20 protein-coding genes and 5 tRNA genes are annotated in these 22,772 nt (G+C 61.8%); 11 read left to right on the top strand and 14 right to left on the bottom strand.

Going from position 1 to position 22,772, the window contains the following annotated elements:
- Positions 1–159: 159 nt before the first annotated feature.
- Positions 160–1,185 carry a TRAP transporter substrate-binding protein gene (locus I5R65_RS13990; protein WP_180668250.1) on the top strand — a complete coding sequence of 342 codons (1,026 nt, stop codon included), beginning with the start codon at positions 160–162 and terminating at the stop codon, positions 1,183–1,185.
- Positions 1,182–3,059, top strand: a complete 1,878-nt coding sequence (locus I5R65_RS13985) for a TRAP transporter large permease subunit (RefSeq protein WP_180668249.1) — start codon at positions 1,182–1,184, stop codon at positions 3,057–3,059. Before I5R65_RS13990 ends, I5R65_RS13985 begins: the two co-directional genes overlap by 4 nt.
- A 243-nt stretch (positions 3,060–3,302) precedes the next feature.
- Here I5R65_RS13985 and I5R65_RS13980 read toward each other — a convergent pair.
- From I5R65_RS13980 to apbC, 7 genes are all read right to left on the bottom strand, one after another.
- Positions 3,303–3,378 (bottom strand) — tRNA-Glu (locus I5R65_RS13980).
- A 73-nt stretch (positions 3,379–3,451) separates the two neighbouring features.
- A tRNA-Ala gene (locus I5R65_RS13975) sits at positions 3,452–3,527 on the bottom strand.
- Positions 3,528–3,776: 249 nt separating this feature from the next.
- Positions 3,777–3,852 (bottom strand) — tRNA-Glu (locus I5R65_RS13970).
- Positions 3,853–3,908: 56 nt separating this feature from the next.
- Positions 3,909–3,984, bottom strand: a tRNA-Glu gene (locus tag I5R65_RS13965).
- 73 nt (positions 3,985–4,057) lie between these two features.
- Positions 4,058–4,133, bottom strand: a tRNA-Ala gene (locus I5R65_RS13960).
- A 73-nt stretch (positions 4,134–4,206) separates the two neighbouring features.
- Entirely contained in the window at positions 4,207–5,607 is a 1,401-nt protein-coding gene (gene gltX / locus I5R65_RS13955) for a glutamate--tRNA ligase (protein ID WP_180668248.1), read from the bottom strand.
- Positions 5,608–5,751: 144 nt separating this feature from the next.
- On the bottom strand, positions 5,752–6,840 hold the full coding sequence (gene apbC / locus I5R65_RS13950; RefSeq protein ID WP_180668247.1) for an iron-sulfur cluster carrier protein ApbC: 1,089 nt from the start codon (positions 6,838–6,840) through the stop codon (positions 5,752–5,754).
- Between the two features lie 218 nt (positions 6,841–7,058).
- Here apbC and metG point away from each other — a divergent pair, with 218 nt between their 5' ends.
- The 7 genes from metG (at position 7,059) to I5R65_RS13915 (ending at position 15,052) form a co-directional block, all read left to right on the top strand.
- Positions 7,059–9,122, top strand: a complete 2,064-nt coding sequence (gene metG / locus I5R65_RS13945) for a methionine--tRNA ligase (RefSeq protein WP_180668246.1) — start codon at positions 7,059–7,061, stop codon at positions 9,120–9,122.
- Between the two features lie 42 nt (positions 9,123–9,164).
- Positions 9,165–9,644 (top strand): GNAT family N-acetyltransferase, encoded by a 480-nt coding sequence (locus I5R65_RS13940; RefSeq protein ID WP_006465467.1) that lies wholly within the window; start codon positions 9,165–9,167, stop codon positions 9,642–9,644.
- Between the two features lie 269 nt (positions 9,645–9,913).
- Positions 9,914–10,897, top strand: coding sequence for a sugar-binding transcriptional regulator (locus I5R65_RS13935; protein ID WP_180668245.1), 984 nt, complete (start codon positions 9,914–9,916; stop codon positions 10,895–10,897).
- Between the two features lie 41 nt (positions 10,898–10,938).
- Entirely contained in the window at positions 10,939–11,979 is a 1,041-nt protein-coding gene (locus I5R65_RS13930; RefSeq protein ID WP_180668244.1) for an ABC transporter ATP-binding protein, read from the top strand.
- 53 nt (positions 11,980–12,032) lie between these two features.
- Positions 12,033–13,325: an ABC transporter substrate-binding protein gene (locus tag I5R65_RS13925; RefSeq protein ID WP_180668243.1), complete on the top strand. Its 1,293-nt coding sequence runs from the start codon at positions 12,033–12,035 to the stop codon at positions 13,323–13,325.
- Positions 13,326–13,349: 24 nt separating this feature from the next.
- On the top strand, positions 13,350–14,225 hold the full coding sequence (locus I5R65_RS13920; RefSeq protein ID WP_180668242.1) for a carbohydrate ABC transporter permease: 876 nt from the start codon (positions 13,350–13,352) through the stop codon (positions 14,223–14,225).
- Positions 14,222–15,052 (top strand): carbohydrate ABC transporter permease, encoded by an 831-nt coding sequence (locus tag I5R65_RS13915; RefSeq protein ID WP_180668241.1) that lies wholly within the window; start codon positions 14,222–14,224, stop codon positions 15,050–15,052. The genes I5R65_RS13920 and I5R65_RS13915 overlap by 4 nt, the downstream gene beginning before the upstream one ends.
- A gap of 15 nt (positions 15,053–15,067) precedes the next feature.
- On the opposite strand, the gene I5R65_RS13910 is transcribed toward I5R65_RS13915, so the two are convergent.
- The 7 genes from I5R65_RS13910 to bamE all read right to left on the bottom strand — a co-directional run bounded on the left by I5R65_RS13910 (position 15,068) and on the right by bamE (position 21,555).
- Entirely contained in the window at positions 15,068–16,432 is a 1,365-nt protein-coding gene (locus I5R65_RS13910) for a TolC family protein (RefSeq protein ID WP_180668240.1), read from the bottom strand.
- Entirely contained in the window at positions 16,425–17,684 is a 1,260-nt protein-coding gene (locus tag I5R65_RS13905) for an ABC transporter permease (RefSeq protein WP_180668239.1), read from the bottom strand. The genes I5R65_RS13910 and I5R65_RS13905 overlap by 8 nt, the downstream gene beginning before the upstream one ends.
- Positions 17,681–18,352, bottom strand: coding sequence for an ABC transporter ATP-binding protein (locus I5R65_RS13900; RefSeq protein WP_180668238.1), 672 nt, complete (start codon positions 18,350–18,352; stop codon positions 17,681–17,683). The genes I5R65_RS13905 and I5R65_RS13900 overlap by 4 nt, the downstream gene beginning before the upstream one ends.
- Positions 18,349–18,858, bottom strand: a complete 510-nt coding sequence (locus I5R65_RS13895; RefSeq protein WP_180668237.1) for an efflux RND transporter periplasmic adaptor subunit — start codon at positions 18,856–18,858, stop codon at positions 18,349–18,351. The genes I5R65_RS13900 and I5R65_RS13895 overlap by 4 nt, the downstream gene beginning before the upstream one ends.
- A 192-nt stretch (positions 18,859–19,050) precedes the next feature.
- Positions 19,051–19,323, bottom strand: a complete 273-nt coding sequence (locus I5R65_RS13890; RefSeq protein ID WP_180668236.1) for an acyl carrier protein — start codon at positions 19,321–19,323, stop codon at positions 19,051–19,053.
- Positions 19,320–20,558, bottom strand: a complete 1,239-nt coding sequence (locus I5R65_RS13885; RefSeq protein ID WP_180668235.1) for a beta-ketoacyl synthase — start codon at positions 20,556–20,558, stop codon at positions 19,320–19,322. The genes I5R65_RS13890 and I5R65_RS13885 overlap by 4 nt, the downstream gene beginning before the upstream one ends.
- 469 nt (positions 20,559–21,027) lie before the next feature.
- Positions 21,028–21,555, bottom strand: a complete 528-nt coding sequence (bamE, locus tag I5R65_RS13880; RefSeq protein ID WP_006465473.1) for an outer membrane protein assembly factor BamE — start codon at positions 21,553–21,555, stop codon at positions 21,028–21,030.
- A 71-nt stretch (positions 21,556–21,626) separates the two neighbouring features.
- On the opposite strand from bamE, the gene I5R65_RS13875 reads away from it, so the two are divergent.
- Together I5R65_RS13875 and I5R65_RS13870 are read left to right on the top strand one after the other, a co-directional pair.
- Entirely contained in the window at positions 21,627–21,830 is a 204-nt protein-coding gene (locus I5R65_RS13875; protein ID WP_180668234.1) for a DUF3460 family protein, read from the top strand.
- Between the two features lie 9 nt (positions 21,831–21,839).
- A complete protein-coding gene (locus I5R65_RS13870; protein WP_180668233.1) occupies positions 21,840–22,736 on the top strand; it encodes a ScpA family protein in 897 nt (298 codons plus the stop codon).
- Positions 22,737–22,772 lie beyond the last annotated feature (36 nt).

Below are 22,772 nucleotides of genomic sequence, written 5' to 3'. Positions count from 1 at the left end.
AAATTCAGTCACGCACTCGGATCGATGTCGCTGGAATGGCATTGCAGGCCGGTGCAGGCACAGCCGCAGAGCTGTCTTACCTGGATGCGTCGCAAGACCGACCGGCCCGGCCGGACCGGCGGCGGCGCTCCTCCGATACAAGAAAACAGGAGACCCAGCATGAGCAAGATTTCCCCGCGCGGCATGTCGCGCCGTTCCGTCCTGGCTGCCGCCGCCGCCCTGCCACTGGTGAGCATCTGGAGCAAGCCGGCACGCGCTGCCGAATTCAACTACAAGCTGGCCACCGGCCAGTCGCTGGACCAACCCATCAACGCACGTCTGAAGCAGGCCACCGACCGCATCCGCGAAGCCAGTTCGGGTCGTCTGGACATCCGCTTCTTCCCGGCCAGCCAGCTGGGATCGGATACCGACCTGCTGACCCAGGTGCGCACCGGGGGCGTTGAGTTCCTCAACCTGGCCGGCTCGGTCATTTCCACCGTGGTCCCGCTGGCGGCCATCACCAATGTCGGCTTCACCTACTCCGACTACCAGCAGGTCTGGTCCAGCGTGGATGGCGAACTGGGCAAGCTGATCCGCGCGCAGATCGAAAAGACCGGCATGATCTCGGTCTCCAAGGCGGCCGACAACAGCTTCCGACAGATTTCCTCTTCCTCCAAACCGATCAAGAGCCCCGCCGATCTGGCCGGCTATCGTATCCGGGTGCCGGTGTCGCCAATGTTCACCTCGCTGTTCAAGTCGCTGGGCGCCAATCCGACCTCGATCAATTTCAACGAGCTCTATACCGCCTTGCAGACCAAGCTGGTCGATGGCCAGGAAAACGGCCTGGTCGCCATCGATGCCGGCAAGCTCTATGAAGTGCAGAAATACATCAGCCAGACCAACCACATCTGGGATCCGTTCTGGCTGCTGGGCAACCGGCGTGCCTTCCAGGCACTGCCGGACGATCTCAAGGACATCGTGCGACGCGAATTCGACCGTGCCAGCATGGAGCAGCGCGGCGATGTCGAGCAACTGAACGCGTCCCTGAAGGACCAGTTGATCAAGAAAGGCATCACCTTCGATACCGCCAATCGCGACGCCTTCCGCAAGGCCCTCACCGAGGCCGGTTTCTACAAGGAGTGGAAGGACAAGTTCGGTGCTGCGCCCTGGGCAGCGCTGGAAGCCGTCGTGGGGAAGATGGCATGAGCGCCGTGCACAGCCTGCCCTCCGGGGCTGCGCTGGGCCGCCAGGGTGCGCCGCGCAGGGTGATCGACAGTTGCCAGCACTGGCTGCAGAAAGGGGTGGAGTCGCTGGCGGCGGTGGTGCTGGTGGCCGAGGTAGTGATCCTGATGGCGGGCATCATCGCCCGTTCGGTGCTGCACAGTTCGCTGATCTGGAGTGACGAGCTGGCCTCCATTCTCTTCCTCTGGCTGGCCATGCTGGGCTCGGCGCTGGCGGTGCAAAAGAACTGCCATATGCGCCTGAGCTTCTTCGTCTCCAAGCTCTCGCCGCGCATGCAGGTATGGGCCGAAACCCTCGCCGTGGGCGTGACGCTGGTGATGCTGGCGCTGCTGCTGCATCCCAGTATCGACTATGTGGAAGACCAGGGCTTCGTGGAAACGCCGGCCCTGGGCTGGAGCGGCATGGTGCGGGCGCTGGCCCTGCCGGTGGGCTTTGCGGTCGCCCTGGCCAGTTGCGCGCTGCGACTGCTGCAGCATGGCAAGCGCGATCTGTTCACCGTCGCGCTGCTGCTGACATTGCTCGCCGGCGCCTGTTATCTGGGTGCGCCGATGCTCACGTCCATGGGGCAACGCGCCCTGCCGGTGTTCTTCCTCGGCATGCTGGGAATGGCGGTCATGGCCGGGGCGCCGATTGCCTTTGCCTTCGCCATGGCCACCAGCGCCTACCTGCTGTGTACGACCTCGACACCGCTGGTGATCGTGGTGGGACGCATGGATGAAGGCATGAGCAGCCTGATCCTGCTGGCCGTGCCGATGTTCGTCCTGCTGGGACAGCTGGTCCATGCCACCGGGCTGGCGCGGGTGATGGTGGAATTCCTGGCCTCGCTGGTGGGACATGTGCGAGGTGGCATGTCCTACGTACTGCTTGGGGCGATGTTGCTGGTGTCGGGTATCTCCGGCTCCAAGACGGCCGACATGGCGGCGGTGGCACCGGTGCTGTTTCCCGAGATGCGCAAGCGCGGGGTGCAGGACAGCGAGCTGATCTCCCTGCTGGCGGCCTCCGGGGCAATGAGCGAGACCATTCCGCCCTCGCTCGTATTGATCGCCATTGCCTCGGTCACCGGTATCTCGATTGCCGCGCTGTTCACGGCAGGCATCCTGCCGGCCATCGTGCTGGCGCTGGTGCTGGCCGTGGTGGCCTGGTGGCGCGCCGGACGCGATCATGAAGACAAGCCGCGTGCCCCGGCACGCCAGGTACTGCGTACGCTGGCCATCGCCTTCCCGGCGCTGCTGCTGCCCTTCGTGATCCGCACTGCGGTGGTCGAGGGCGTTGCCACGGCAACCGAAGTCTCGACCATCGGCATCGGCTATTCATTGATCGTCGGCCTGCTGATCTATCGTGGCAGCCTGAAGTGGAGCATGGCCATGCCCATCCTGATCCAGACAGCGGCCTTGTCGGGCGCGATCCTGTTCATCGTCGGCGCTGCCAGCGCCATGGGCTGGGCCTTGACGCAATCAGGGTTCTCGCATGACCTGGCCCAGATGATGACGCACGTGCCGGGCGGTGCCACAGGCTTCCTGCTGGTGTCGATCGCCGCCTTCATCGTGCTGGGCAGCGTGCTGGAGGGCATTCCCGCCATCGTGCTGTTTGCGCCGCTGTTGTTCCCGGTGGCGCATCAGCTGGGCATCCATGAGATCCACTATGCGATGGTGGTGATCCTGGCGATGGGACTGGGCGTGTTCGCTCCCCCCTTCGGTCTGTGCTATTACGCGGCTTGCATCATCGGCCAGGTGGCACCGGAGGTCGCCTTGCGCAGGATCTGGTTGTATCTGGGGGTGCTGCTGGTGGGGCTGGTGGCCATTACGTTTGTGCCGTGGATTTCTACTTGTTTTCTTTGAGGGGGGATGGGGATAGAGGTAAGCCCGCTTGCGCGGGCTTTAGTTGACTGGGTTGACCTGGATTGCTTTCGGTGCGCGTTCAACCGTCAGCTAACGCTCGCTGCGCGAGCGAAGGATTCGCCCACGTACCGCGGGCCCGGTTTCGCTTGCAAGCGAAACCCTTCGAATCCCCCCGCGATGTGCTCAAGCACATCGCTAGGTGCCGCCAAACAAAAAAGCCCGCTTGCGCGGGCTTTTTTTATTTGGCGTCCCCTGGGGGATTCGAACCCCCGTACTCACCGTGAAAGGGTGATGTCCTAGGCCTCTAGACGAAGGGGACAAAACGGTTACAACGACAAACTTCCTCGAATCAGCTCTTCCACTAATTCACCCCACATATCCATGTGGGTCGCTGGTGGAGGTAAGCGGGATCGAACCGCTGACCTCTTGCATGCCATGCAAGCGCTCTCCCAGCTGAGCTATACCCCCTGCGAAAGGAAAAGTCCCAAACTCCGGACTATCCAACCTCAAGGTAGCCTGAACAATCAGACTACTTAAAACTATCAATAGCCCAACGGCAATCGGACTATTTCTCTACCTGGCGTCCCCTGGGGGATTCGCCCACATTCTGCGGGCCGCGGAATCGCTTGCAAGCGATTCCCTTCGAATCCCCACGCGATGTGCTCAGCACATTGCTGGACTGCTATAGCCCAACGGTAATCGGACTATTTCTCTACCTGGCGTCCCCTGGGGGATTCGAACCCCCGTACTCACCGTGAAAGGGTGATGTCCTAGGCCTCTAGACGAAGGGGACAATGTACTTTTTGATACCTGCGCTGCCTGCTGGGTGACAGCGCAGATCTCGAAATCTGGCGTCCCCTGGGGGATTCGAACCCCCGTACTCACCGTGAAAGGGTGATGTCCTAGGCCTCTAGACGAAGGGGACAAGCAGGTACTTCAATTCACTTCTACATCTCAAGCTTCGCCTGAAATATCACCGCCAAACATCGGCGGGTCGCTGGTGGAGGTAAGCGGGATCGAACCGCTGACCTCTTGCATGCCATGCAAGCGCTCTCCCAGCTGAGCTATACCCCCGTTGCGAAGAAGCGAGATTATGCAATACCTATTTTCAAAAGACAATATCTTTTTGAAGAATTATTTCCTTTTCTCAAACATATGCCGCTAAACGTGCCTGAACAGCCTCACGGCCGAACAATTGCAGCACGGCGTCAATGGCCGGGGTCTGCAATTGACCCGCCACGATCAGGCGCAAGGGCATGGCCAGCTGCGGCATCTTGATGCTGTGGGCGGCCAGGACTTCCTTGATCATCGGGGCGATGGCTTCCTTGGTCCACTCCACCGTGGCTACGCGCTGGGCGAAGTCGGCCAGGGCCGGCTTGATGGCGTCGGTGATGTGCTGGGCCACCAGCGCCGCGTCGGGGGCCGGCTGACGGTAGAACATCAGGGCCGCGGCGGCGATCTCGTTCACCGTATTGGCGCGGTCCTTCAGCAAGCCGATCACGGCCGCCAGGTCCGGGGCGCCTTCGAAGACGGCGCCCTGCGCTTCCAGCAACGGGCGCACCAGGCCGGCCAGGCGGGTGTTGTCGGCCAGCTTGATGTAGTGGTTGTTGAGCCAGTTCAGCTTTTCCGGGTTGAATTGCGCCGGAGCCTTGGTCAGGTGATCCAGGTCGAACCATTCGCAGAACTGCTGCATCGAGAAGATCTCGTCGTCGCCATGGCTCCAGCCCAGGCGGGCCAGATAGTTCAGCATGGCTTCGGGCAGGTAGCCCTGGGCCGGATAGTCCATCACGCTGACCGCGCCGTGGCGCTTGGACAGTTTTTCGCCATCGGCGCCCAGGATCATGGGGACGTGGCCATATTCCGGCAGCGTGCCGCCCAGGGCCTTGAGGATGTTGATCTGGCGCGGCGTGTTGTTCACATGGTCGTCGCCGCGGATGACGTGGGTGATCTTCATGTCCCAGTCGTCCACCACCACGCAGAAGTTGTAGGTCGGGGTGCCGTCCGGGCGGGCGATCACCAGGTCGTCCAGCTCGCGGTTGGAGATGGTGATGGGGCCCTTGACCACGTCATTCCAGCTGACCTCGCCCTCCTGCGGGTTCCTGAAGCGCACCACCGGCTTGCGCTCGGCGGGGATGGCCGGCAGGGTCTTGCCCGGCTCCGGGCGCCAGGTGCCGTCGTAGCGCGGCTTTTCGCCGGCGGCGCGCTGGCGCTCGCGCATGGCTTCGACTTCCTCGGGGGTGCAATAGCAGTGGTAGGCCGTGCCCTGCGCCAGCATCTGGCCGATCACTTCGCGATAGCGATCCATGCGCTTCATCTGGTAGAACGGACCTTCGTCATGCTCCAGACCCAGCCATTGCATGCCCTCGATGATGGCCTGCACCGCTTCCGGGGTGGAACGCTCGACGTCGGTATCCTCGATGCGCAACACGAAGGTGCCGCCGAAGCGACGGGCATAGGCCCAGGAGAACAGCGCCGTGCGGGCGCCGCCCAGGTGCAGATAGCCGGTGGGACTGGGAGCGAAACGGGTACGTACTTGAGTGGCAGTCATGATCGGGAATGAAAAACCAAAACGGCCTTGGCACGCCAAAGCCGTACAACGGTCAGGGATGGAATCGGAAAGGCGTCATTTTAACGCCTTTGCAGGCGGGCACGCCATGCCGGCGGCCCGCCCGGGAGACTCAACCGGCAACGCTCAGTCGTTCTGCACCACGATGCTGGGGAACTTGCTGGACATGTCGCGTGCCTTCTCGGCCACCTTCACGGCCACCTTGCGGGCGATGGCCTTGTAGATCTCGGCCACCTTGCCCTGCGGATCAGCTACCACGGTGGGGGTGCCGGAGTCGGTCTGCTGGCGGATTTCCATGGTCAGCGGCAAGGCGCCCAGGAAGTCCACGCCGAAGTCGGCGCACATCTTCTCGCCGCCACCGACGCCGAAGATCGGCTCGGCATGGCCGCAGTTGGAGCAGACGTGCATGCTCATGTTTTCCACGATACCCAGGATGGGGATGCCGACCTTCTCGAACATGCGCAAGCCCTTGCGCGCATCCAGCAGGGCGATGTCCTGGGGTGTGGTCACGATCACGGCGCCGGTGACCGGCACCTTCTGCGACAGCGTCAACTGCACGTCGCCGGTGCCGGGGGGCATGTCCACGATCAGATAATCCAGGTCGCGCCAGTTGGTCTGGTCCAGCAGTTGCTGCAGGGCCTGGGTGACGATGGGGCCGCGCCAGACCATGGGTTCGTCGGGGTCGATCATGAAGCCGATGGAGGAGACCTGCAGGCCATGGTTTTCCAGCGGCTCCATGGTCTTGCCATCCTTGGTTTCGGGCTGGCCGGAGATGCCCATCATCATGGGCTGGGAGGGCCCGTAGATATCGGCATCCAGGATGCCCACGCGCGCGCCCTCGGCCGACAGCGCCAGGGCCAGGTTGACCGCCGTGGTGGACTTGCCCACGCCACCCTTGCCGGAGGCGACCGCAATGATGTTCTTGACGTTGCTCTTGAGCTTGATACCGCGCTGCACCGCATGGGCCACGATCTTGAAGTAGACGTTGGCTTCCACGGCGGTCACGCCAGGCAGCTTGCCCAGCGCCTCTTCGACCCTCTGGCGCATCGGTACGACCTGGCTGGCCGCCGGGTAACCCAGTTCCACGTCCAGCAGCACGCGGCCGCCCTCGACGCGGAGGTTGCGGGCTTCCTTGCCCCGGATCAGATCCTTGCCGGTATTGGGGTCGATCACCTGCAACAGGGCCGCCTTGACCTCTTCCACGGTAATGCTCATTGTTTCTCCTTGCTCAGAACCCGCAAGTCTAAACCAATCGGGCCCATGCCGCCCCGGGGCAGGATCAAACCGGAGGCCGAGCCACCGCCCCAACCACGTCCGACCTCATTGCAATGGAGCAACTACTGCGCCCAAGGGCCGCTGGCTGATAGAATGCCCCTCTTTCATGGCAGTTTCTTGCTGCCTCAATCAACCCTCTTGCATCGTCCGTATCGCCAATGAGCACTTCTGCACCTCGCCAACTCTTCGTCACGACCGCACTCCCCTACGCCAACGGCGCGTTCCACATCGGCCACATCATGGAGTACATCCAGGCCGACATCTGGGTCCGGTTCCAGCGAATGCAGGGCAATGAGGTGCACTTCGTGGGCGCCGACGATGCCCACGGCGCGCCCATCATGATCGCTGCCGAGAAGGCCGGCATCACGCCGCAGCAGTTCGTGGCCAACATCGCCGCCGGTCGCAAGCAGTACCTGGATGGCTTCCACATCGCCTTCGACAACTGGAGCTCCACCGACAGCCCGGAAAACCACGAACTGTCGCAGGAGATCTACCGCGCCCTGCGCGATGAAGCCAAGCTGATCTCCACCAAGACCATCGACCAGTTCTATGACCCGGTCAAGAACATGTTCCTGCCGGACCGCTACATCAAGGGCGAATGCCCCAAGTGCGGCACCAAGGACCAGTACGGCGACTCCTGCGAGAACTGCAGCGCCGTCTATGCACCGACCGACCTGAAGAACCCCTACTCGACCCTCTCCGGCGCGACCCCGGTGATGAAGTCCTCGGAACACTTCTTCTTCAAGCTGTCCGACCCAAAATGCGTGGAATTCCTGCGTGAATGGGCGCTGGACAGCAACCGCCTGCAACCGGAAGTGGCCAACAAGGCCCGCGAATGGCTGGATGGCGAAGGCGGCCTGGGCGACTGGGACATCAGCCGCGACGCGCCCTACTTCGGCATCGAGATTCCCGATGCACCGGGCAAGTATTTCTACGTCTGGCTGGATGCGCCCATCGGCTACCTGGCCTCGCTGAAGAACTACTTCGTCAAGACCGGCCGTGATTTCGACGCCTTCATGGCCGATGACAAGACCGAGCAATACCACTTCATCGGCAAGGACATCACCTACTTCCACACCCTGTTCTGGCCCGCCATGCTGAAGTTCGCCGGCCGCAAGACGCCCAATAACGTCTTTGCGCACGGTTTCATCACCGTCAGCGGCGAAAAGATGTCGAAGTCGCGCGGCACCGGCATCTCGCCGCTGCGCTACCTGGACATCGGCATGAACCCGGAATGGCTGCGCTACTACATCGCCGCCAAGCTGAACGCCAAGGTCGAGGACGTGGATTTCAACCCGGACGACTTCGTGGCCCGCGTCAATGCCGACCTGATCGGCAAATACGTCAACATCGCCAGCCGTGCCGCAGGCTTCATCGCCAAGCGCTTCGAAGGTCGCGTCTCCACCCAGTGGGCGACCGCCGACGATGCCTTCCTGGGCAAGCTGCGCGGCGTGGCTGACGAAATCCTTGGCCTCTATGAACAGCGCGAATACGGCAAGGCCTTGCGCCTGGTGATGGAACAGGCCGACACCATCAACGCCTACGTGGACGCCAACAAGCCCTGGGAGCTGGCCAAGGACAGCAGCAAGGACGCGCAACTGCACGAAGTCTGCAGCCGCCTGCTGGAAGCCTTCCGCATCCTGACCATCTACCTGAAGCCGGTACTGCCGCAACTGGCCACCCAGGTGGAAGCCTTCTTCAAGGTGCAACCCTTCCAGTGGAGCGACGTGACCACGCCGCTGGCTGATGGTCACGTCATCAATGCCTACTCGCACCTGATGCAGCGCGTCGATCCCAAGATGCTGGATGCCCTGTTCGAGGCGCCGGAAGCCACTGCAGCAGCGCCTGCTGCGGAAGAAAGCACCATCGAAGAACTGGCCCCGGAAATCTCCATCGACGACTTCGCCAAGATCGATCTGCGCATCGCCAAGATCGTCAACTGCGAAGCCGTGGAAGGCTCCACCAAGTTGCTGCGCCTGACCCTGGATGCCGGCGAAGGCCGCACCCGCAATGTCTTCTCCGGCATCGCCTCGGCCTACAAGCCGGAAGAACTGGTCGGCAAGCTGACCGTGATGGTGGCCAACCTGGCGCCGCGCAAGATGAAGTTCGGCATCTCCGAAGGCATGGTCCTGGCGGCCTCGGCCAAGGACGAAAAGGCCAAGCCGGGCATCTATGTGCTCAACCCGTGGCCGGGTGCCGAACCGGGCATGCGGGTACGCTGAGCACGACCGGCACCGGATCGCCTGCACTGGAGGAGACACCCTATGGATTTCCTGATACGCGAAGCCACATCGGAAGACGCCACCCTGATTGCCGACCTGACCCGGCATAGCTGGGCCAACAAGGTGGCGCCCACCTCCTCCGGCCACCGCGAGGCGGCCGACCATGTGGTGGAAGACCTGCAGCACGGCGGGGCCTTCATCCTGCTGCGCGGCGAGACGCCGGCCGGCTCTGTGCGCTGGCTGCCGCTCGATACCGAGAGCGACGTCTGGGAAATCCGCCGCATGGGCATCGCCCCGGCCTTCCGTGGCGAGCGCCTGTCACAGCACCTGATGGAAGCCCTGATCCACCGCGCCCAGTCGGCCGACGTGCGCGAGCTGCGCCTGGCGGTGCGCACCGACCAGGCGCAACTGGTGGACCTGTATGCCGCCTTCGGCTTCGAGATTGCGCCGGAACTGGAGTACACCCGCGCCAATCCGCACGAGGCAGCGCCGATCGTGATGCGCCGGGTGATGCGGCACTAACGCCTCACCAGGGCCTCACCGAAGCACTCCCGTCCCCTCCTCCCGAACAAGCGACGCCCTGGTGCGTCGCTTTTCTTTTGCCCGCCCCTTCCCCTGGTTCCGCGCCGCCAAACCCAGCCCGGAACAGATGTTCATCAAGCCGTAACAATCGCTCGCTACCATCGTGAAAACGTTGTCAGGCGGCCGTCCCGCCTGGCCTGCCGGGGGGCGGGTCGGGCGCATGGTCCGTTTCTTCACTTTTTCGCAATTTCGCTCTCCAGAAAAGAACAATGGCCCAAGCGGATCGACAGGAAACCGCCTACATGGCGGTGCGCGTGGCGCGCCTCTACTATTTCCAGAACATGACCACGGCGGCCATTGCCGACGAGATCGGCACCTCGCGCGCGACCGTCTCCCGGTTGTTGTCCTACGCGCTGGACCGGGGCCTGGTGGAAATCCGCGTACACGATCCGCAGCAGGTCTCCGGCAGCCTGGAAGCCGCCATCGCCCACCACTTCCGCCTGCGCTCCATCCAGGTGGTGCCGGTGGCCGCCGCCGCCACCGAGAAGGAGACCCTGCAGCGCGTGACCTGCCATGCTGCCGCCTATGTCAATTCGCTGGTGACGCCGGGCACCGTCATCGGCCTGGCCTGGGGTACCACAGTGGCGCAGATCGCCGACCAGTTGCTGCCGCGCCATATGCATGACGTGGACGTGGTGGCGCTCAATGGCTCCGGCAGCGGGGCCAGCTTCATCAACAGCTTCAGCGAATCCATCGTCTCCCGCTTTGCCCAGAACTACGGCGCGCGCGCCCATCACCTGCCGGTACCGGCCTTCTTCGACTATCCCGAGACGCGCAGCGCGCTGTGGCGCGAAAAGAGCATCAAGGCCATCCGCGACCTGCAGGAACGCGCCTCCATCCTGCTCTTCTCCATCGGTGCCGAGGCCACCGGCAGCTACATCCACACCGCCGGCTACCTGGGCGCGGACGAGCGCCGCATCCTGCGCGAAGACGGTCTGGTGGGCGACATCGCCACGGTCTTCTTCCGCGCCGACGGCAGCTGGCGCGACGTCGCCTTCAATGCCCGCAACAGCGGCCCGGACATGGACTGCTTCGCCCGCGCCACCCATGCGCTGTGCGTGGTCTCCGGCATCGGCAAGCTGCCCGGCCTGAAGGCAGCGCTGCGGGGCGGCTTCATCAACGAGCTGATCATCGACGAAACCAGCGCGCGCCTGCTGGTGGAGCAGATCCGCAGCGGCGCGGCGGCGGCCTGATCGCCCGGCCCGCATCCTTAGTCCATCACCAGGAACAGCACATGGCAGCGATTTCCCTGCGCGGCGTCGGCAAACACTGGGGCCAGGCCCAGGCAGTCAAGGACATCGATTTCGAGGTCAAGTCAGGCGACTTCACGGTCCTGCTGGGACCATCGGGTTGCGGCAAGTCCACCACCCTGCGCCTGATTGCCGGGCTGGACAAACCCAGTAGCGGCAGCATTCATATCGACGGCCAGGATGTGACGCAACTGGCACCGGCGCAGCGCCAGATTTCCATGGTGTTTCAGTCCTATGCGCTGTTCCCGCACCTGACGGTGCGCGACAACATCCTGTTCGGCGTGCGCGTGCGCAAGGAGCCGCGCAGCGGCCATGCGGCGCGCCTGCAGCGCGTGGCCGACCTGCTCGGCCTAAGTCACCTGCTGGAACGCCGCCCGGCGCAACTGTCAGGCGGCCAGCAACAGCGTGTGGCACTGGGGCGGGCAATCATCGCCGATGCCCCGGTCTGCCTCATGGACGAGCCGCTGTCCAACCTCGACGCCCAGTTGCGCCAGGAAATGCGGCGCGAAATCCGCACCCTGCAGCAGCAACTGCAGATGACCATGATCTACGTCACCCACGACCAGACCGAAGCCATGAGCATGGCCGACCAGGTGATCCTGCTGCGCGAAGGCCACATCGAACAGGATGCGCCCCCGGCCGAACTGTATGCCCGACCCGCGACCGCCTTCGCCGCCCGCTTCATCGGCACGCCGCCGATGAATCTGCTGGCGCTGGCGCCGCATCCCCAGGGCATGGCCATCAGCGGCAGCACGGTGCTCATCCCCACCGCCAGCCAGCTGCCGCTGCAGCTGGGTCTGCGTCCCGAGCACATCCGCCTGGCCGACCAGGGCGTGCCGGCGCAGGTGGAGACGGTCGAGTACTTCGGTGCCGACACCATCGTGGGTGCGCGCATCGGCGCGGCCTCCCTGCTGGTGCGCGCCCCCGGCCAGCACCGACTCGCCATTGGCGAGACCGTGCACCTGGCCTGGGATGAACGTGACCAGACCTTCTTCGAAGGCGACAGCGGCCGACGCCGCCCCTGAACCAACGACCGATTTCCGCAGCAAGCCAACCTTCCACCTCATGGAGATGCATCATGCGTAGAACCTTCCTCAAGTCCCTGGCCGCACTGGCCGTCAGCGCCGCTTTCAGCGCCCCGGTCCTGGCCGCCAACCCGGTCGAGATCAGCTTCTATTACCCGGTCGCCGTCGGCGGCGCAGTGACCAAGACCATCGACAGCATGGTGGCCGACTTCGAAAAGGCCAACCCCGACATCAAGGTCAAGGCCATCTATGCCGGCACCTACCAGGAAAGCATCGTCAAGGCGCTGACCGCCTTCAAGGGCGGCACCCCGCCGACCCTGGCCGTGCTGCTCTCCACCGACCTGTTCACCCTGATCGACGAAAACGCCATCGTTCCCATCGACAGCCTGGCCAACAGCGCCGAAGACAAGAAGTGGATCGACGGCTTCTACAAGGGCTTCATGGAAAACAGCCAGACCGAAGGCAAGACCTGGGGCATCCCCTTCCAGCGCTCGACCATCGTGATGTACTACAACAAGACCCTGTTCAAGGACGCCGGCCTGAACCCCGACAAGGCGCCCGCCACCTGGAATGAGATGGTGGAGGCCGCCAAGAAGCTGACCAAGCGCGACGCCGCCGGCAACGTCAGCCAGTGGGGTGTGAAGATTCCTTCCACCGGTTTCGGCTACTGGATGTTCCAGGCCATGACGGCCTCCAACGACACCCTTCTCATGAACAGTGCCGGCACCAAGACCTATTTCGACAAGCCCGGCGCGGTGCAGGCCCTGCAGCACTGGGTTGACCTGGCCGCGCGCGACAAGGTGATGCCGGCCGGCGCCATCGAATGGGGCACCACGCCCAAGGACTTCCTGGAACAGAAGGCCGCCATGGTCTGGACCACCACCGGCAACCTGACCAATATCCGCACCAACGCCAGCTTCCCCTTCGGCGTGGCGATGCTGCCGGGCATCAAGCATCCGGGCAGCCCCACCGGTGGCGGCAACTTCTATGTCTTCAACAAGACCTCCCCGGCCGAGCAGCAGGCGGCGATGAAGTTCATCCGCTTCGCCACCGAACCGGCGCGCGCAGCCCAGTGGTCGATCGCCACCGGCTACGTGGCACCGCGCCAGGACGCCTGGGATACGCCGGAAATGAAGAAATACCTGCAGGACGTCCCGGCCGCCGACGTCGCCCGCGAACAGATGAAATATGGCGTGGCCGAACTCTCCACCCACGACAACCAGCGCGTGACCAAGGCCTTGAACGACAACCTGCAGGCCGCGCTGTCCGGCACCAAGACCCCGGACGCCGCCTTGAAGGACGCCCAGCGCGAAGCCGAGCGCATCCTGCGCGCCTACGGTCGCTAAGCGCCGCCTGCACAAGGCCTGCCGATGAAACGCCTGCCCTCCTCCGTGCTGCCCTGGCTGCTGCTGTCGCCGGCGATGGTGCTGCTGATCGCCTTCACGCACTATCCGGCGCTGGCGACCCTCTGGCACAGCTTCTTTTCCACGCCCAAGGGGGCAAGGCCGTCGGTCTTCGTCGGCCTGGACAACTACCGGCTCATGGTCGAGGACCCGGTGTTCTGGCAGGCCCTGTGCAACAACCTCTGGTTCGCCCTGGGCACCATCCCGGTGGCGATCGCCCTGGCCATCCTGATGGCGCTGTGGGTCAACGAGAAACTGGCCGGGCGCGGCGTGCTGCGCCTGGCCTATTTCACGCCCACGGTGTTGCCGATGATCGCCGTGGCCAATATCTGGCTGTTCTTCTACACGCCGCAGTACGGCCTGCTGGAGCAGATCACCGGCGCGCTCGGCCTGCCCTCGCACAACTGGCTGGGCAATCCGCATAGCGTGCTGGCTGCGCTGATGGTGGTGGCGATCTGGAAGGAAGCCGGCTTCTTCATGATCTTCTACCTGGCCGCGCTGCAACAGATTTCGCCAGTGCTGGCCGAGGCGGCGGCGCTGGAGGGGGCATCGCGCTGGCAATACTTCTGGCGGGTGCAGTTTTCCTTGCTGATGCCGACCACCCTGTTCGTGCTGATCAACGCGCTGATCAATGCCTTCCGCCTGGTGGACCATATCGTGGTCATGACCCGGGGCGGTCCCGACAACGCCAGTTCGCTGCTGCTGTACTACATCTATGAAGTCGGCTTCGCCTTCTGGGATTCGTCGTATGCGGCGGCCCTGACGGTGGTGTTGCTGGCCTTGCTGGGCGTCATCGCGCTGGTGAAATTCCGCATTCTCGACCGCAGGACCCACTACCAATGAACGCCCCTGGCTCCCCCTTCGGCCAGCACCGCCGCGTGCTGGAAACCCTGTCCGCCTGGGTGCTGGCGCTGCTGTGGCTGTTGCCGCTGCTGTATGCGCTGTGGACCGCCTTCCACCCGGCTGCCTACGCCACCCGCTTCGTGCCGGATGCGCCGCTGACCTTGCAGAACTTCGTCAATGCCTGGCAATCAGCGCCGTTCCTGCGTTATTTCCTCAATACCTTCCTGCTGGTGACGATGATCCTGGCAGCCCAGGTGGTACTGGCCACGCTGGCCGCCTATGCCTTCGCGCGCTTCACTTTCCGTGGCAGTAATGTGATGTTCATGCTGGTATTGCTGCAATTGATGGTGATGCCCGACATCCTCATCGTGGAGAACTACCAGACCATGAACCTGCTGGGCCTGCGCGACACCATCCTCTCCATCGGCCTGCCCTACTTCTCCTCGGCCTTCGGCATCTTCCTGCTGCGCCAGACCTTCAAGACGGTGCCCCGCGAACTGGATGAAGCCGCCACCGTGGAAGGGGCCTCGGCCTGGCAGATCCTGATGCAGGTCTACGTACCGCTGGCGCGGCCGATCTACATCGCCTTCGGGCTGGTATCGGTGAGCACGCACTGGAACAACTTCCTGTGGCCGCTGATCGTGACCAACTCGGTGCAGTCGCGGCCGCTGACGGTGGGCCTGCAGGTGTTTTCGTCGACGGACCAGGGGGTGGACTGGTCCATCATCACCGCCGCCACGCTGATGACCTCGGCACCGCTGCTGCTGGCCTTCCTGCTGTTCCAGCGGCAGTTCGTGCAGTCGTTCATGCGGGCGGGGATACGCTGAAGAAATGCAGTCAAGTCAGGGGTTTCGGCGTGCGAGCTGTAGTACCACCTGTGCCAGCAGATGGTCAATCTCGGCCATCGCCAGTCCGATGTCGGCATCGCTTACCGCAAGGCGCGCTGCACCAAGCTGGGTCGACGAAATGGCCTGGCTTGCGTGGCGCACTTCGGCGATACGCAATTGCGTCTTCGCCAACGCCAACTGGGCATGAGCGACAGTGATGGCCTCCTGTGCCTCGGAAACTTTGGACAATGCATTCTGTCGTTCGATTTCTTGGTCTCGCTGGATCTTGTCGAGCCGGATGCGGGCCTGTTCGTAGACCGCCACCGCCTGCACCACGCGCTGGTCTTTCTGGCCACCGTCGAAGATGTTCCAGCGCAATTGAATGCCGACGCTGGCGCGCTCCCGGCCGAACTCGTCATAGACGCGGCCATATCCGCTATCAGCCCTACCCGTTCCCGAATAACGTGCAACCAGATCGACCAAGGGGCGGTAATCCGCTTGCGCCTGGCCTATGCGCGCCTTGGCGGCATCCATTTCCCCCTGTGCCGTCATGCTCTCACTATCTTGGATCAGGTTGAGTTCTCCAAAAATACGCTCTATACCAATCGATGCGGGAGGCTCGGACAAGTGTGGCAGTCCGGCCGTCCCCTGCCTACCCGGCGTCATCCCTAACGAAAGAACGTAACGAAGCTGGGCATCGCGCAAGGCACGCGCGGCTCCCCGTTGCTCGATGTCGGCCTTCTGCAGCTCCAGCAACTTGGCCTCCCGCTCAACAAGGGCCAGCAAGCGTTTCTGTAATCGAACGGCCGACTCCTCTGATTCCGCTCGCGCCTGTAGCAGCCGATGGTCGGCGCGCTGCATCGTCAGTTGGGCCTTTTGCAGGCCCCAATAGGCAGCGGACAACTCCTGCGCGATCTTTTTCCGCGTCGAATCGTGACGTGCCTGCGCCTGCGTCTTCTCCGCCCTGGCTTCGTCGACCCGCGCAGTACGTGCACCGCCTGAATAAACTCGATAACTCAACTCCAGCGCGCCGCCCGCCTGATAGCCTGGCGTCGTACTTTTGACCTGGATAGGGATACTGACATTGTTGAATTTTCCATTAATGTCCAGGCCGGAGAAGTCATCGTAGGAACGTACACGTTGCAGCTGCGAGGACAAGTCGAGGGAGGGGAAAAATGCGCCGCGCGCCTCTTCGACGCGTGCCTGCAGCCGTACCAGGTTGAGGCTTTCCATGGCCACCTCATCACGAATGGACAAGGCCAGACGCAGCGCGTCTTCGAAGGAAGCCGGAGCGGGCTGTTCAATCACGGCCCCCGAGGCCACGGCTGCCGCGACCAGCAAGCCGCCAGCGGCCAGGGAGGTAAGCAGTCTTCTATTCATAACGTAATGCCGTCACCGGGCGCAAACGCGCTGCCCGTTGCGCCGGGATCAAGCCCGACAATAACCCGACCACAATCGACACCAACAATCCAAGCAAGGCCATCGACCAGGAAGGAATCAGCGGAAATCCAGTCAACCATGCCAGTGCAATGCCAATCAAGACGCCTGCGAGCAAGCCCAGCAGGCCTCCCAATGTGCTGATGAGTACCGACTCCATTAGAAACTGGAACAGAATATGTTGGCCAGTCGCACCGACGGCCTTGCGCAGGCCAATTTCGCGGGTACGTTCCATGACCGACGTACTGATGACATTCATGATTCCCATCCCCCCCACCAGCAAAGAGATTGAAGCAGCCACCACGCCAATGAGAGAGACGCCACGCAAGATTCGCTCGGCCGTACCGATGTACTTAGCCATGGTGTCGGACTGGTAGGCATATCGATGCTGATGCGCACGCTCGAAGAAGGACACTAGCTCCGCCGCAGCCGCGTCGGCGCGCTCCAGCGCAATCGCTTCGGCTTGAACGAAGTGGATGATCTTGCTCCCCAGTTGCTGCTGCAAGGTGGTGTATGGGAGGAGAATTTGGTTATTGCTATCCTGCCCACCGGCTGACCCTATGCTGGCGAGAAAGTCACGACTTTTCCGCTCCGTCAGGCCGATGACGGTGTATCTTCGTTCGCCAATGCGCAAAGCCTTGCCCACCGGATTACTGGAGGAACCAAACAGGTCGGCGGCGACGGTCGGGCCGATCACGGCCACGCCATGCCTTTTGACGATATCGTCCGGAAGGAAGAAGCGCCCGCTAGACAGCCTGTCGTTGTTGATGGCCAGGTAATGGCTGTTGACTCCGATGACCTGTGCATTGCTGTAGGCGCTGGCCGCTCGCACCAGCCATTGCCGCTCGCGCACTTGAATCACTGGCGAGAGACGCCTGACGTCGTTACAGCAATGTTTCTCCATCAGATCCAGATCGCTATTATCAAAGCCAGTCCCCTGACGTTGGGTCGTATCTGGTTTCTTCTCCTGATTCAACCGGAATACCCATACCGACCGCAGCCCGAAGGTCTCCAGTTCGTCGAAAATCAGACGCCGCCCGCCTTCACTGATCGTGCCGACAGCCATGACGGCCGCCACACCGACAGCTACGCCGAGGATGCTCAGCACGCTGCGCAGGCGATTATCCTGTAGCGAGATACCGGCCTGAACTAGCCCGTCCTTGCAGAAGCGCCAGTAATGGTGAAGCTGGTTCATACGAGCCCTCCATCCAGCCGACCGTCCCGCAAACGGATGATCCGGCCGGCGAAGGCGGCTATTTCTTCATCGTGCGTCACCATCACAACGGTGATGCCCCTGCGATTCAGTTGCGAAAATAATTGCATGATGTCGGCGCTGGATAACGAGTCCAGGCTACCGGTGGGTTCATCGGCAATGATGATGTCAGGGTCGTTGACCAAGGCACGCGCGATGGCTACGCGCTGTTGCTGTCCGCCTGAGAGTCGCGCCGGCGAATGTTCAGCTCGATCCACCAAGCCCACCATTTCCAGCATTTTCCCGGCTTTCTCGCGACGCCGCTCCGCGCTCAGGCCGGCGTATAGCAGCGGCAACTCCACGTTTCTGATAGCGCTGATGCGCGGCACAAGGTTGAACAATTGAAACACGAAGCCCAAGCGCCGGTTTCGTATTCCGGCTAGCGCCGACTCCGATGCGCCTGCCAGCTCGACGCCATCCATTCGGTAACTTCCACCATCGGGCTCATCCAGGCATCCGATGATATTGAGCAAGGTCGACTTGCCCGAGCCTGACGGTCCCATGATGGCGATGAATTCGCCACGCCTGACCGCAAGCGATATTCCGTGCAAGACGCCTACCGTCTTGTCGCCCAGTAGATAGGACTTCTCCAGGTCTCGGATCTGGATCATCGCGCAGCTCCGGCAGAGGATACCTTGACGGCGTCCCCATCATGCAGCGCCTTTCCCTGGTCCAGCAGAACCATTTCACCCTCATTCAGTCCCGACAGAATTTCGCTACCACCGAAATCCTCAATGCCCGTCTTCACTTCCCTGAAGCGAACGCGATTTTGCACTGCGGTGACGACATAACGCTTCCCATCTCGCGACAGGATCACCTTAGAGGGCAGCTTCAGAACATTTTCACGCGCAGTCACTTCCAGCCGAACGTCCACCTGCTGTCCTAGCAGCAATGGCGCCGTGATATTGGCCATCCCGACTCGGAAAGCCAGTTGATTAAGCGAACCATCACGGCTGGTCGCGGGAGCAACCCAGGTGATCGTCCCCGTCCACACCTGGCCCGGAAAACCCTCGCTGGTGATCAGCACGGTCTTGCCCAGAGTGACAGCAGCGCTATCACCGGCATCCAGACGTGCTTCGATTTCGCGCCCTTGCAACGGACTCAGGCGAAACAACACATCCCCTATCCACTACGACCGGCCCGGCTTTTGCAACTCCGCCAAATTCGGTATCTCCTTTAGCCGCCATAACGGGGCCTTGTTCCAGCTTTTTGACATTGAGTTCCATGATCTTCCTTTCACATATGAATGCAACAAATCGGCTGTTGCGGCCGTGCCTCCGGAAGCGGAGGCGTAACTACGCCTTCTACCTTACTTCGTCGGTTCGATCTCTATTTCGTGGCCCAACTCAGCAAAAACAGCGATGAGATCGGAAACGGTGGATAGGTCATTGAGCCGCTGAAGGTAACGATCATCCACCTGGATATTGAAACGCTCCTCCAGTGTCCAGAGCACCGTGGCAAAGCCCAGAGAATCAATCCCGATATCGGAGAGCAGATCCGCCGGCCGCAACGTTCTCACCTCCTTGACCTGAACAGTGTTGGCAAAGAGGATGGAGGAAAAATCGTCGTAAGTTAGTTTCATCGATACGCCCCAAAAATGAGAGAAACGTTGTTATTTCCGAACCCGAACGAGTTCTTCATTGCAATCCGTATTTCCTTGCGAAGGCCCGATCCAACCAAAATGTTCAGGCCAGAACTGCGGTCGGCATACCGTATCGGCGTCACGAATGATTCCTCGATGGACTTGATGACGTGCAGCGATTCCAATGCCGCCGACGCGCCAAGAAGATGCCCGCTCAGTTGCTTGGTCGGTGTTACGTGAATCCTGTCAAGCGATTGACCGAACACGGTTCGCAGTGCAAGTAGTTCGGCATCGTCGTTGAGCCTGGTTCCTGTGCCATGTGGATTGATCAGGTCGATTTCATCCGGGGCTACTCCAGCATCGACGAGCGCGGCCTTCATCGCCGCCACCAGGTCGGCGCCGTCGGGCAGTGGTGCAACCGGGTGGTAGGCGCCACCCGAGGCACCGTAGCCTAAAAGCTCGGCATGGATTCTGGCACCACGCTTGATGGCGCTGGACTCAGCCTCCAGCAGCAACATGGCAGCACCTTCGCCCATGACGAAGCCGTCGCGGTCATCGGAAAATGGGCGGCAAGCGACAGCGGGCGTATGGTTCCTAGTTGTCATCGCTCGCAATCGGTCAAAACCCGAGAAGACCAGTGGCGACATCGTAGCTTCCACGCCGCCGGTCAACACCGCATCGCAGCGACCACTGCGAATCATGTCCGCTGCAACGCCAATAGCATGGGCGCTGGAGGAACAGGCGGTAGAGATGGTCAGCTGTGGGCCTGTCAACTTCCACTGGATGGCAACCCGACTCACAATGGCATTGGGGTCCACGAAGGGCACAGTCAACGGGCTGATACCACGCGACCCGTTCCGGTGGAGCGCCGCGATTGCCTCCTCCGTGAAATACATACCACCCAGTCCACTGCCAAGACACACTCCCATGCTCCGTTGCGTCATCGCGCTCAAATCCTGCTCATGCACAAGGTCAGCTACAGTAGCGAGCGAGAAGCGGGTGTTGCGTGAAACAAGTTTTAAGTCAAATCCAGAAGCTGAGTCGAGAGCGTGATTGTCATCAACCTCTGCTGCAATCGTAGTCCGATATCCAGAGGTATCAAACCGCGATATCGGAGCCGGCGCCGAGCACGCTTGCCGCAATGCTCCCCAGCTCTTCTCAATGCCATAACCGAAAGGGGTCACACATCCCATGCCAGTAACGACGACTCGCCTGTTCATTTTTCCCGATGTCATGGTGGTCTCCTCCTTGAAATTACGTGCAGCCAGCTATGCGATGACCCTTGAGTAGAATCACGAAATTCGTGTTAGCGCCTCTCCGGAAAAATTCACCGGCCTCCAGGCCGATTGGTGCGCTCAATAAACCTGATCGTTGGCGGAATATATCGGCGAAAAACGCAAATACCAGTTCGTGGCCGGATGTAGTTCCATTTTCTTTAAAGACTACGAGATTTTTTTTGCTGGATTTCTATTTATGACTGCTTCGTTGCCATCATTAGAAAGTCACAACTGCCGACGGAATAATGTTTGCGTACGCTCGTAGCGAAGGGGCAATGAGGGAGTACCGACGCGTCGGACGGTCAAGTGGAGATGAGTAAAGGCCAGTCAAATAAGTCGACAACGGCCCGTAACTCTGATGGGATGGAGAAGATGAAATTGCAGAAGGACGACGCGATTTGACCAGGGGTTGCCACGTCGGTACAAACTAGTGGCCCGATATCTCCGAAATCGACATCCGCACCACCTTCCGGGTGGTCATGTCGAAATGGACGTTGAAGAGGCGATCCTCGTGGACGTAGTGGTATTTCCAGTCCCACACTTCCTCATTCTTGCGGGCAAACTGCACCACGCTGCGCGGGCGGCCGAACTGGCGGCGGATCTGCTCGGCGCTCATGCCCGGGCGGATGGTGTCGAAATGTTCCTGGGTCAAGACCTGGGTGTAATCGACCAGCGTGCCGGAGGCGCCGATGGCGAACATCCAGGTGCGGATGCCTTCCGGGCCTTTCGGATATTCCAGTGTGCGGGCGCCGTTGCCGTCGTCCCAGATGGTGTCGGGCTGGCCCATGACGCCGCGTACGTCGGCCTCGCTGGAAATGCCCTTCTGCAACTTGTCCAAACCGAACTCCTGGATGGGATTGCCGTTGCGGTCGCAGCCGAACATTGCCAAAGCAGCAAGAAAAGCGCCGAATTTTCCGGCATGGCGACGCAGGCGTATGAATAAGGGTTCACGCATAGGTATTTGATTATCCCTGATGAAGACAAGGTAAAATACGGCCTCTGTGTAACATTTGGCCTGAAAATATCATGCTCTTCGGAAAAAAGACCACCTACGTATCTGAGATCACCCAGTTCATCGACGAACTGAAGACGAAGAACCCGAAGCTGGAAGAATCGCAACGCGACGGCCGCGCCCTGCTGTGGGACAAGGAACCGCTGGACCTGGACAAGTCCGCCCGTGACAAGGCCTCGCGCGTAGCGCAGCAGCCCTACGTCTACCAGAGCCACTAAGCTTTTCGCATGACGGCTCAAGCAGGTGGCGCCGAATCCGCCGGTCAGGCCGGCGCGGAACCCAGCGCCGACGCCATCGACATCACCCCCGCAGGACAGCAGGACAGCACGCCCGATGTGATCGACGGCGTGGCATTGGCACGTCTGTATGGCGAACCGCTGTTCCAGCTGCCCAATGACCTCTACATCCCGCCGGATGCGCTGGAGGTCTTCCTGGAAGCCTTCCAGGGACCGCTGGACCTGCTGCTGTACCTGATCCGCAAGCAGAACTTCAACATCCTCGACATCCCGCTGGCGCAGGTCACCGCCCAGTACCTGGAATACGTCGAACAGATCCGCAAGCAGAACCTGGAGCTGGCCGCGGAATACCTGCTGATGGCGGCCATGCTGATCGAAATCAAGTCGCGCATGCTGCTGCCGGCCAAGAAGGCCGAGCCCGGCGAGGACCCCGAAGACCCCCGTGCCGAGCTGGTGCGACGCCTGCTGGAGTACGAGCAGATCAAGCTGGCCGCCCAGGAGCTGGACCAGTTGCCGCAGGTCGGCCGCGACTACGTGCGCACCCAGGTGCATATCGAGCAGACCGTGGTCACCCGCTGGCCCGACGTTGACATGAACGACCTCAAGGCGGTCTGGGCCGATATCCTCAAGCGCGCCAAGCTGACCCAGCACCACCACATCAGCCGCGAGGAACTGTCGGTGCGCGAGCACATGACCGGCATCCTGCGGCGCCTGCAGTCGGCGCGTTTCGTGGAGTTCTCGGACCTGTTCGATCCCTCGCGTGGCGTGCCGGTGGTGGTGGTCAACTTCATCGCCCTGCTCGAGCTGGCCAAGGAGACGCTGATTGAGATCACCCAGGCCGAAGCCTTCGCCCCCATCTATGTCAGACTGTCGTACTCGCCCAGCTAGGCTGGCGAGGATCACTGACATCCCCGGGCAGCGCGC

This window comes from Herbaspirillum sp. AP02, from assembly GCF_015767275.1.
Taxonomy (GTDB): domain Bacteria; phylum Pseudomonadota; class Gammaproteobacteria; order Burkholderiales; family Burkholderiaceae_D; genus Herbaspirillum.
Note: the sequence above shows the minus strand (reverse complement) of the source record. Positions and strands in the feature narration are given on the sequence as shown.

What these genes read in the sequence shown, in the direction of transcription:
- I5R65_RS13910 (WP_180668240.1), bottom strand. Translation starts at nt 16,432, where the DNA reads ATGAATAGAAGACTGCTTACCTCCCTGGCCGCTGGCGGCTTGCTGGTC.
- I5R65_RS13925 (WP_180668243.1), top strand. Translation starts at nt 12,033, where the DNA reads ATGCGTAGAACCTTCCTCAAGTCCCTGGCCGCACTGGCCGTCAGCGCC.
- I5R65_RS13990 (WP_180668250.1), top strand. Translation starts at nt 160, where the DNA reads ATGAGCAAGATTTCCCCGCGCGGCATGTCGCGCCGTTCCGTCCTGGCT.
- I5R65_RS13915 (WP_180668241.1), top strand. Translation starts at nt 14,222, where the DNA reads ATGAACGCCCCTGGCTCCCCCTTCGGCCAGCACCGCCGCGTGCTGGAA.
- I5R65_RS13885 (WP_180668235.1), bottom strand. Translation starts at nt 20,558, where the DNA reads ATGACATCGGGAAAAATGAACAGGCGAGTCGTCGTTACTGGCATGGGA.
- I5R65_RS13875 (WP_180668234.1), top strand. Translation starts at nt 21,627, where the DNA reads ATGCTCTTCGGAAAAAAGACCACCTACGTATCTGAGATCACCCAGTTC.
- metG (WP_180668246.1), top strand. Translation starts at nt 7,059, where the DNA reads ATGAGCACTTCTGCACCTCGCCAACTCTTCGTCACGACCGCACTCCCC.
- apbC (WP_180668247.1), bottom strand. Translation starts at nt 6,840, where the DNA reads ATGAGCATTACCGTGGAAGAGGTCAAGGCGGCCCTGTTGCAGGTGATC.
- I5R65_RS13870 (WP_180668233.1), top strand. Translation starts at nt 21,840, where the DNA reads ATGACGGCTCAAGCAGGTGGCGCCGAATCCGCCGGTCAGGCCGGCGCG.
- I5R65_RS13935 (WP_180668245.1), top strand. Translation starts at nt 9,914, where the DNA reads ATGGCCCAAGCGGATCGACAGGAAACCGCCTACATGGCGGTGCGCGTG.
- I5R65_RS13900 (WP_180668238.1), bottom strand. Translation starts at nt 18,352, where the DNA reads ATGATCCAGATCCGAGACCTGGAGAAGTCCTATCTACTGGGCGACAAG.
- bamE (WP_006465473.1), bottom strand. Translation starts at nt 21,555, where the DNA reads ATGCGTGAACCCTTATTCATACGCCTGCGTCGCCATGCCGGAAAATTC.
- I5R65_RS13940 (WP_006465467.1), top strand. Translation starts at nt 9,165, where the DNA reads ATGGATTTCCTGATACGCGAAGCCACATCGGAAGACGCCACCCTGATT.
- gltX (WP_180668248.1), bottom strand. Translation starts at nt 5,607, where the DNA reads ATGACTGCCACTCAAGTACGTACCCGTTTCGCTCCCAGTCCCACCGGC.
- I5R65_RS13920 (WP_180668242.1), top strand. Translation starts at nt 13,350, where the DNA reads ATGAAACGCCTGCCCTCCTCCGTGCTGCCCTGGCTGCTGCTGTCGCCG.
- I5R65_RS13890 (WP_180668236.1), bottom strand. Translation starts at nt 19,323, where the DNA reads ATGAAACTAACTTACGACGATTTTTCCTCCATCCTCTTTGCCAACACT.
- I5R65_RS13905 (WP_180668239.1), bottom strand. Translation starts at nt 17,684, where the DNA reads ATGAACCAGCTTCACCATTACTGGCGCTTCTGCAAGGACGGGCTAGTT.
- I5R65_RS13985 (WP_180668249.1), top strand. Translation starts at nt 1,182, where the DNA reads ATGAGCGCCGTGCACAGCCTGCCCTCCGGGGCTGCGCTGGGCCGCCAG.
- I5R65_RS13930 (WP_180668244.1), top strand. Translation starts at nt 10,939, where the DNA reads ATGGCAGCGATTTCCCTGCGCGGCGTCGGCAAACACTGGGGCCAGGCC.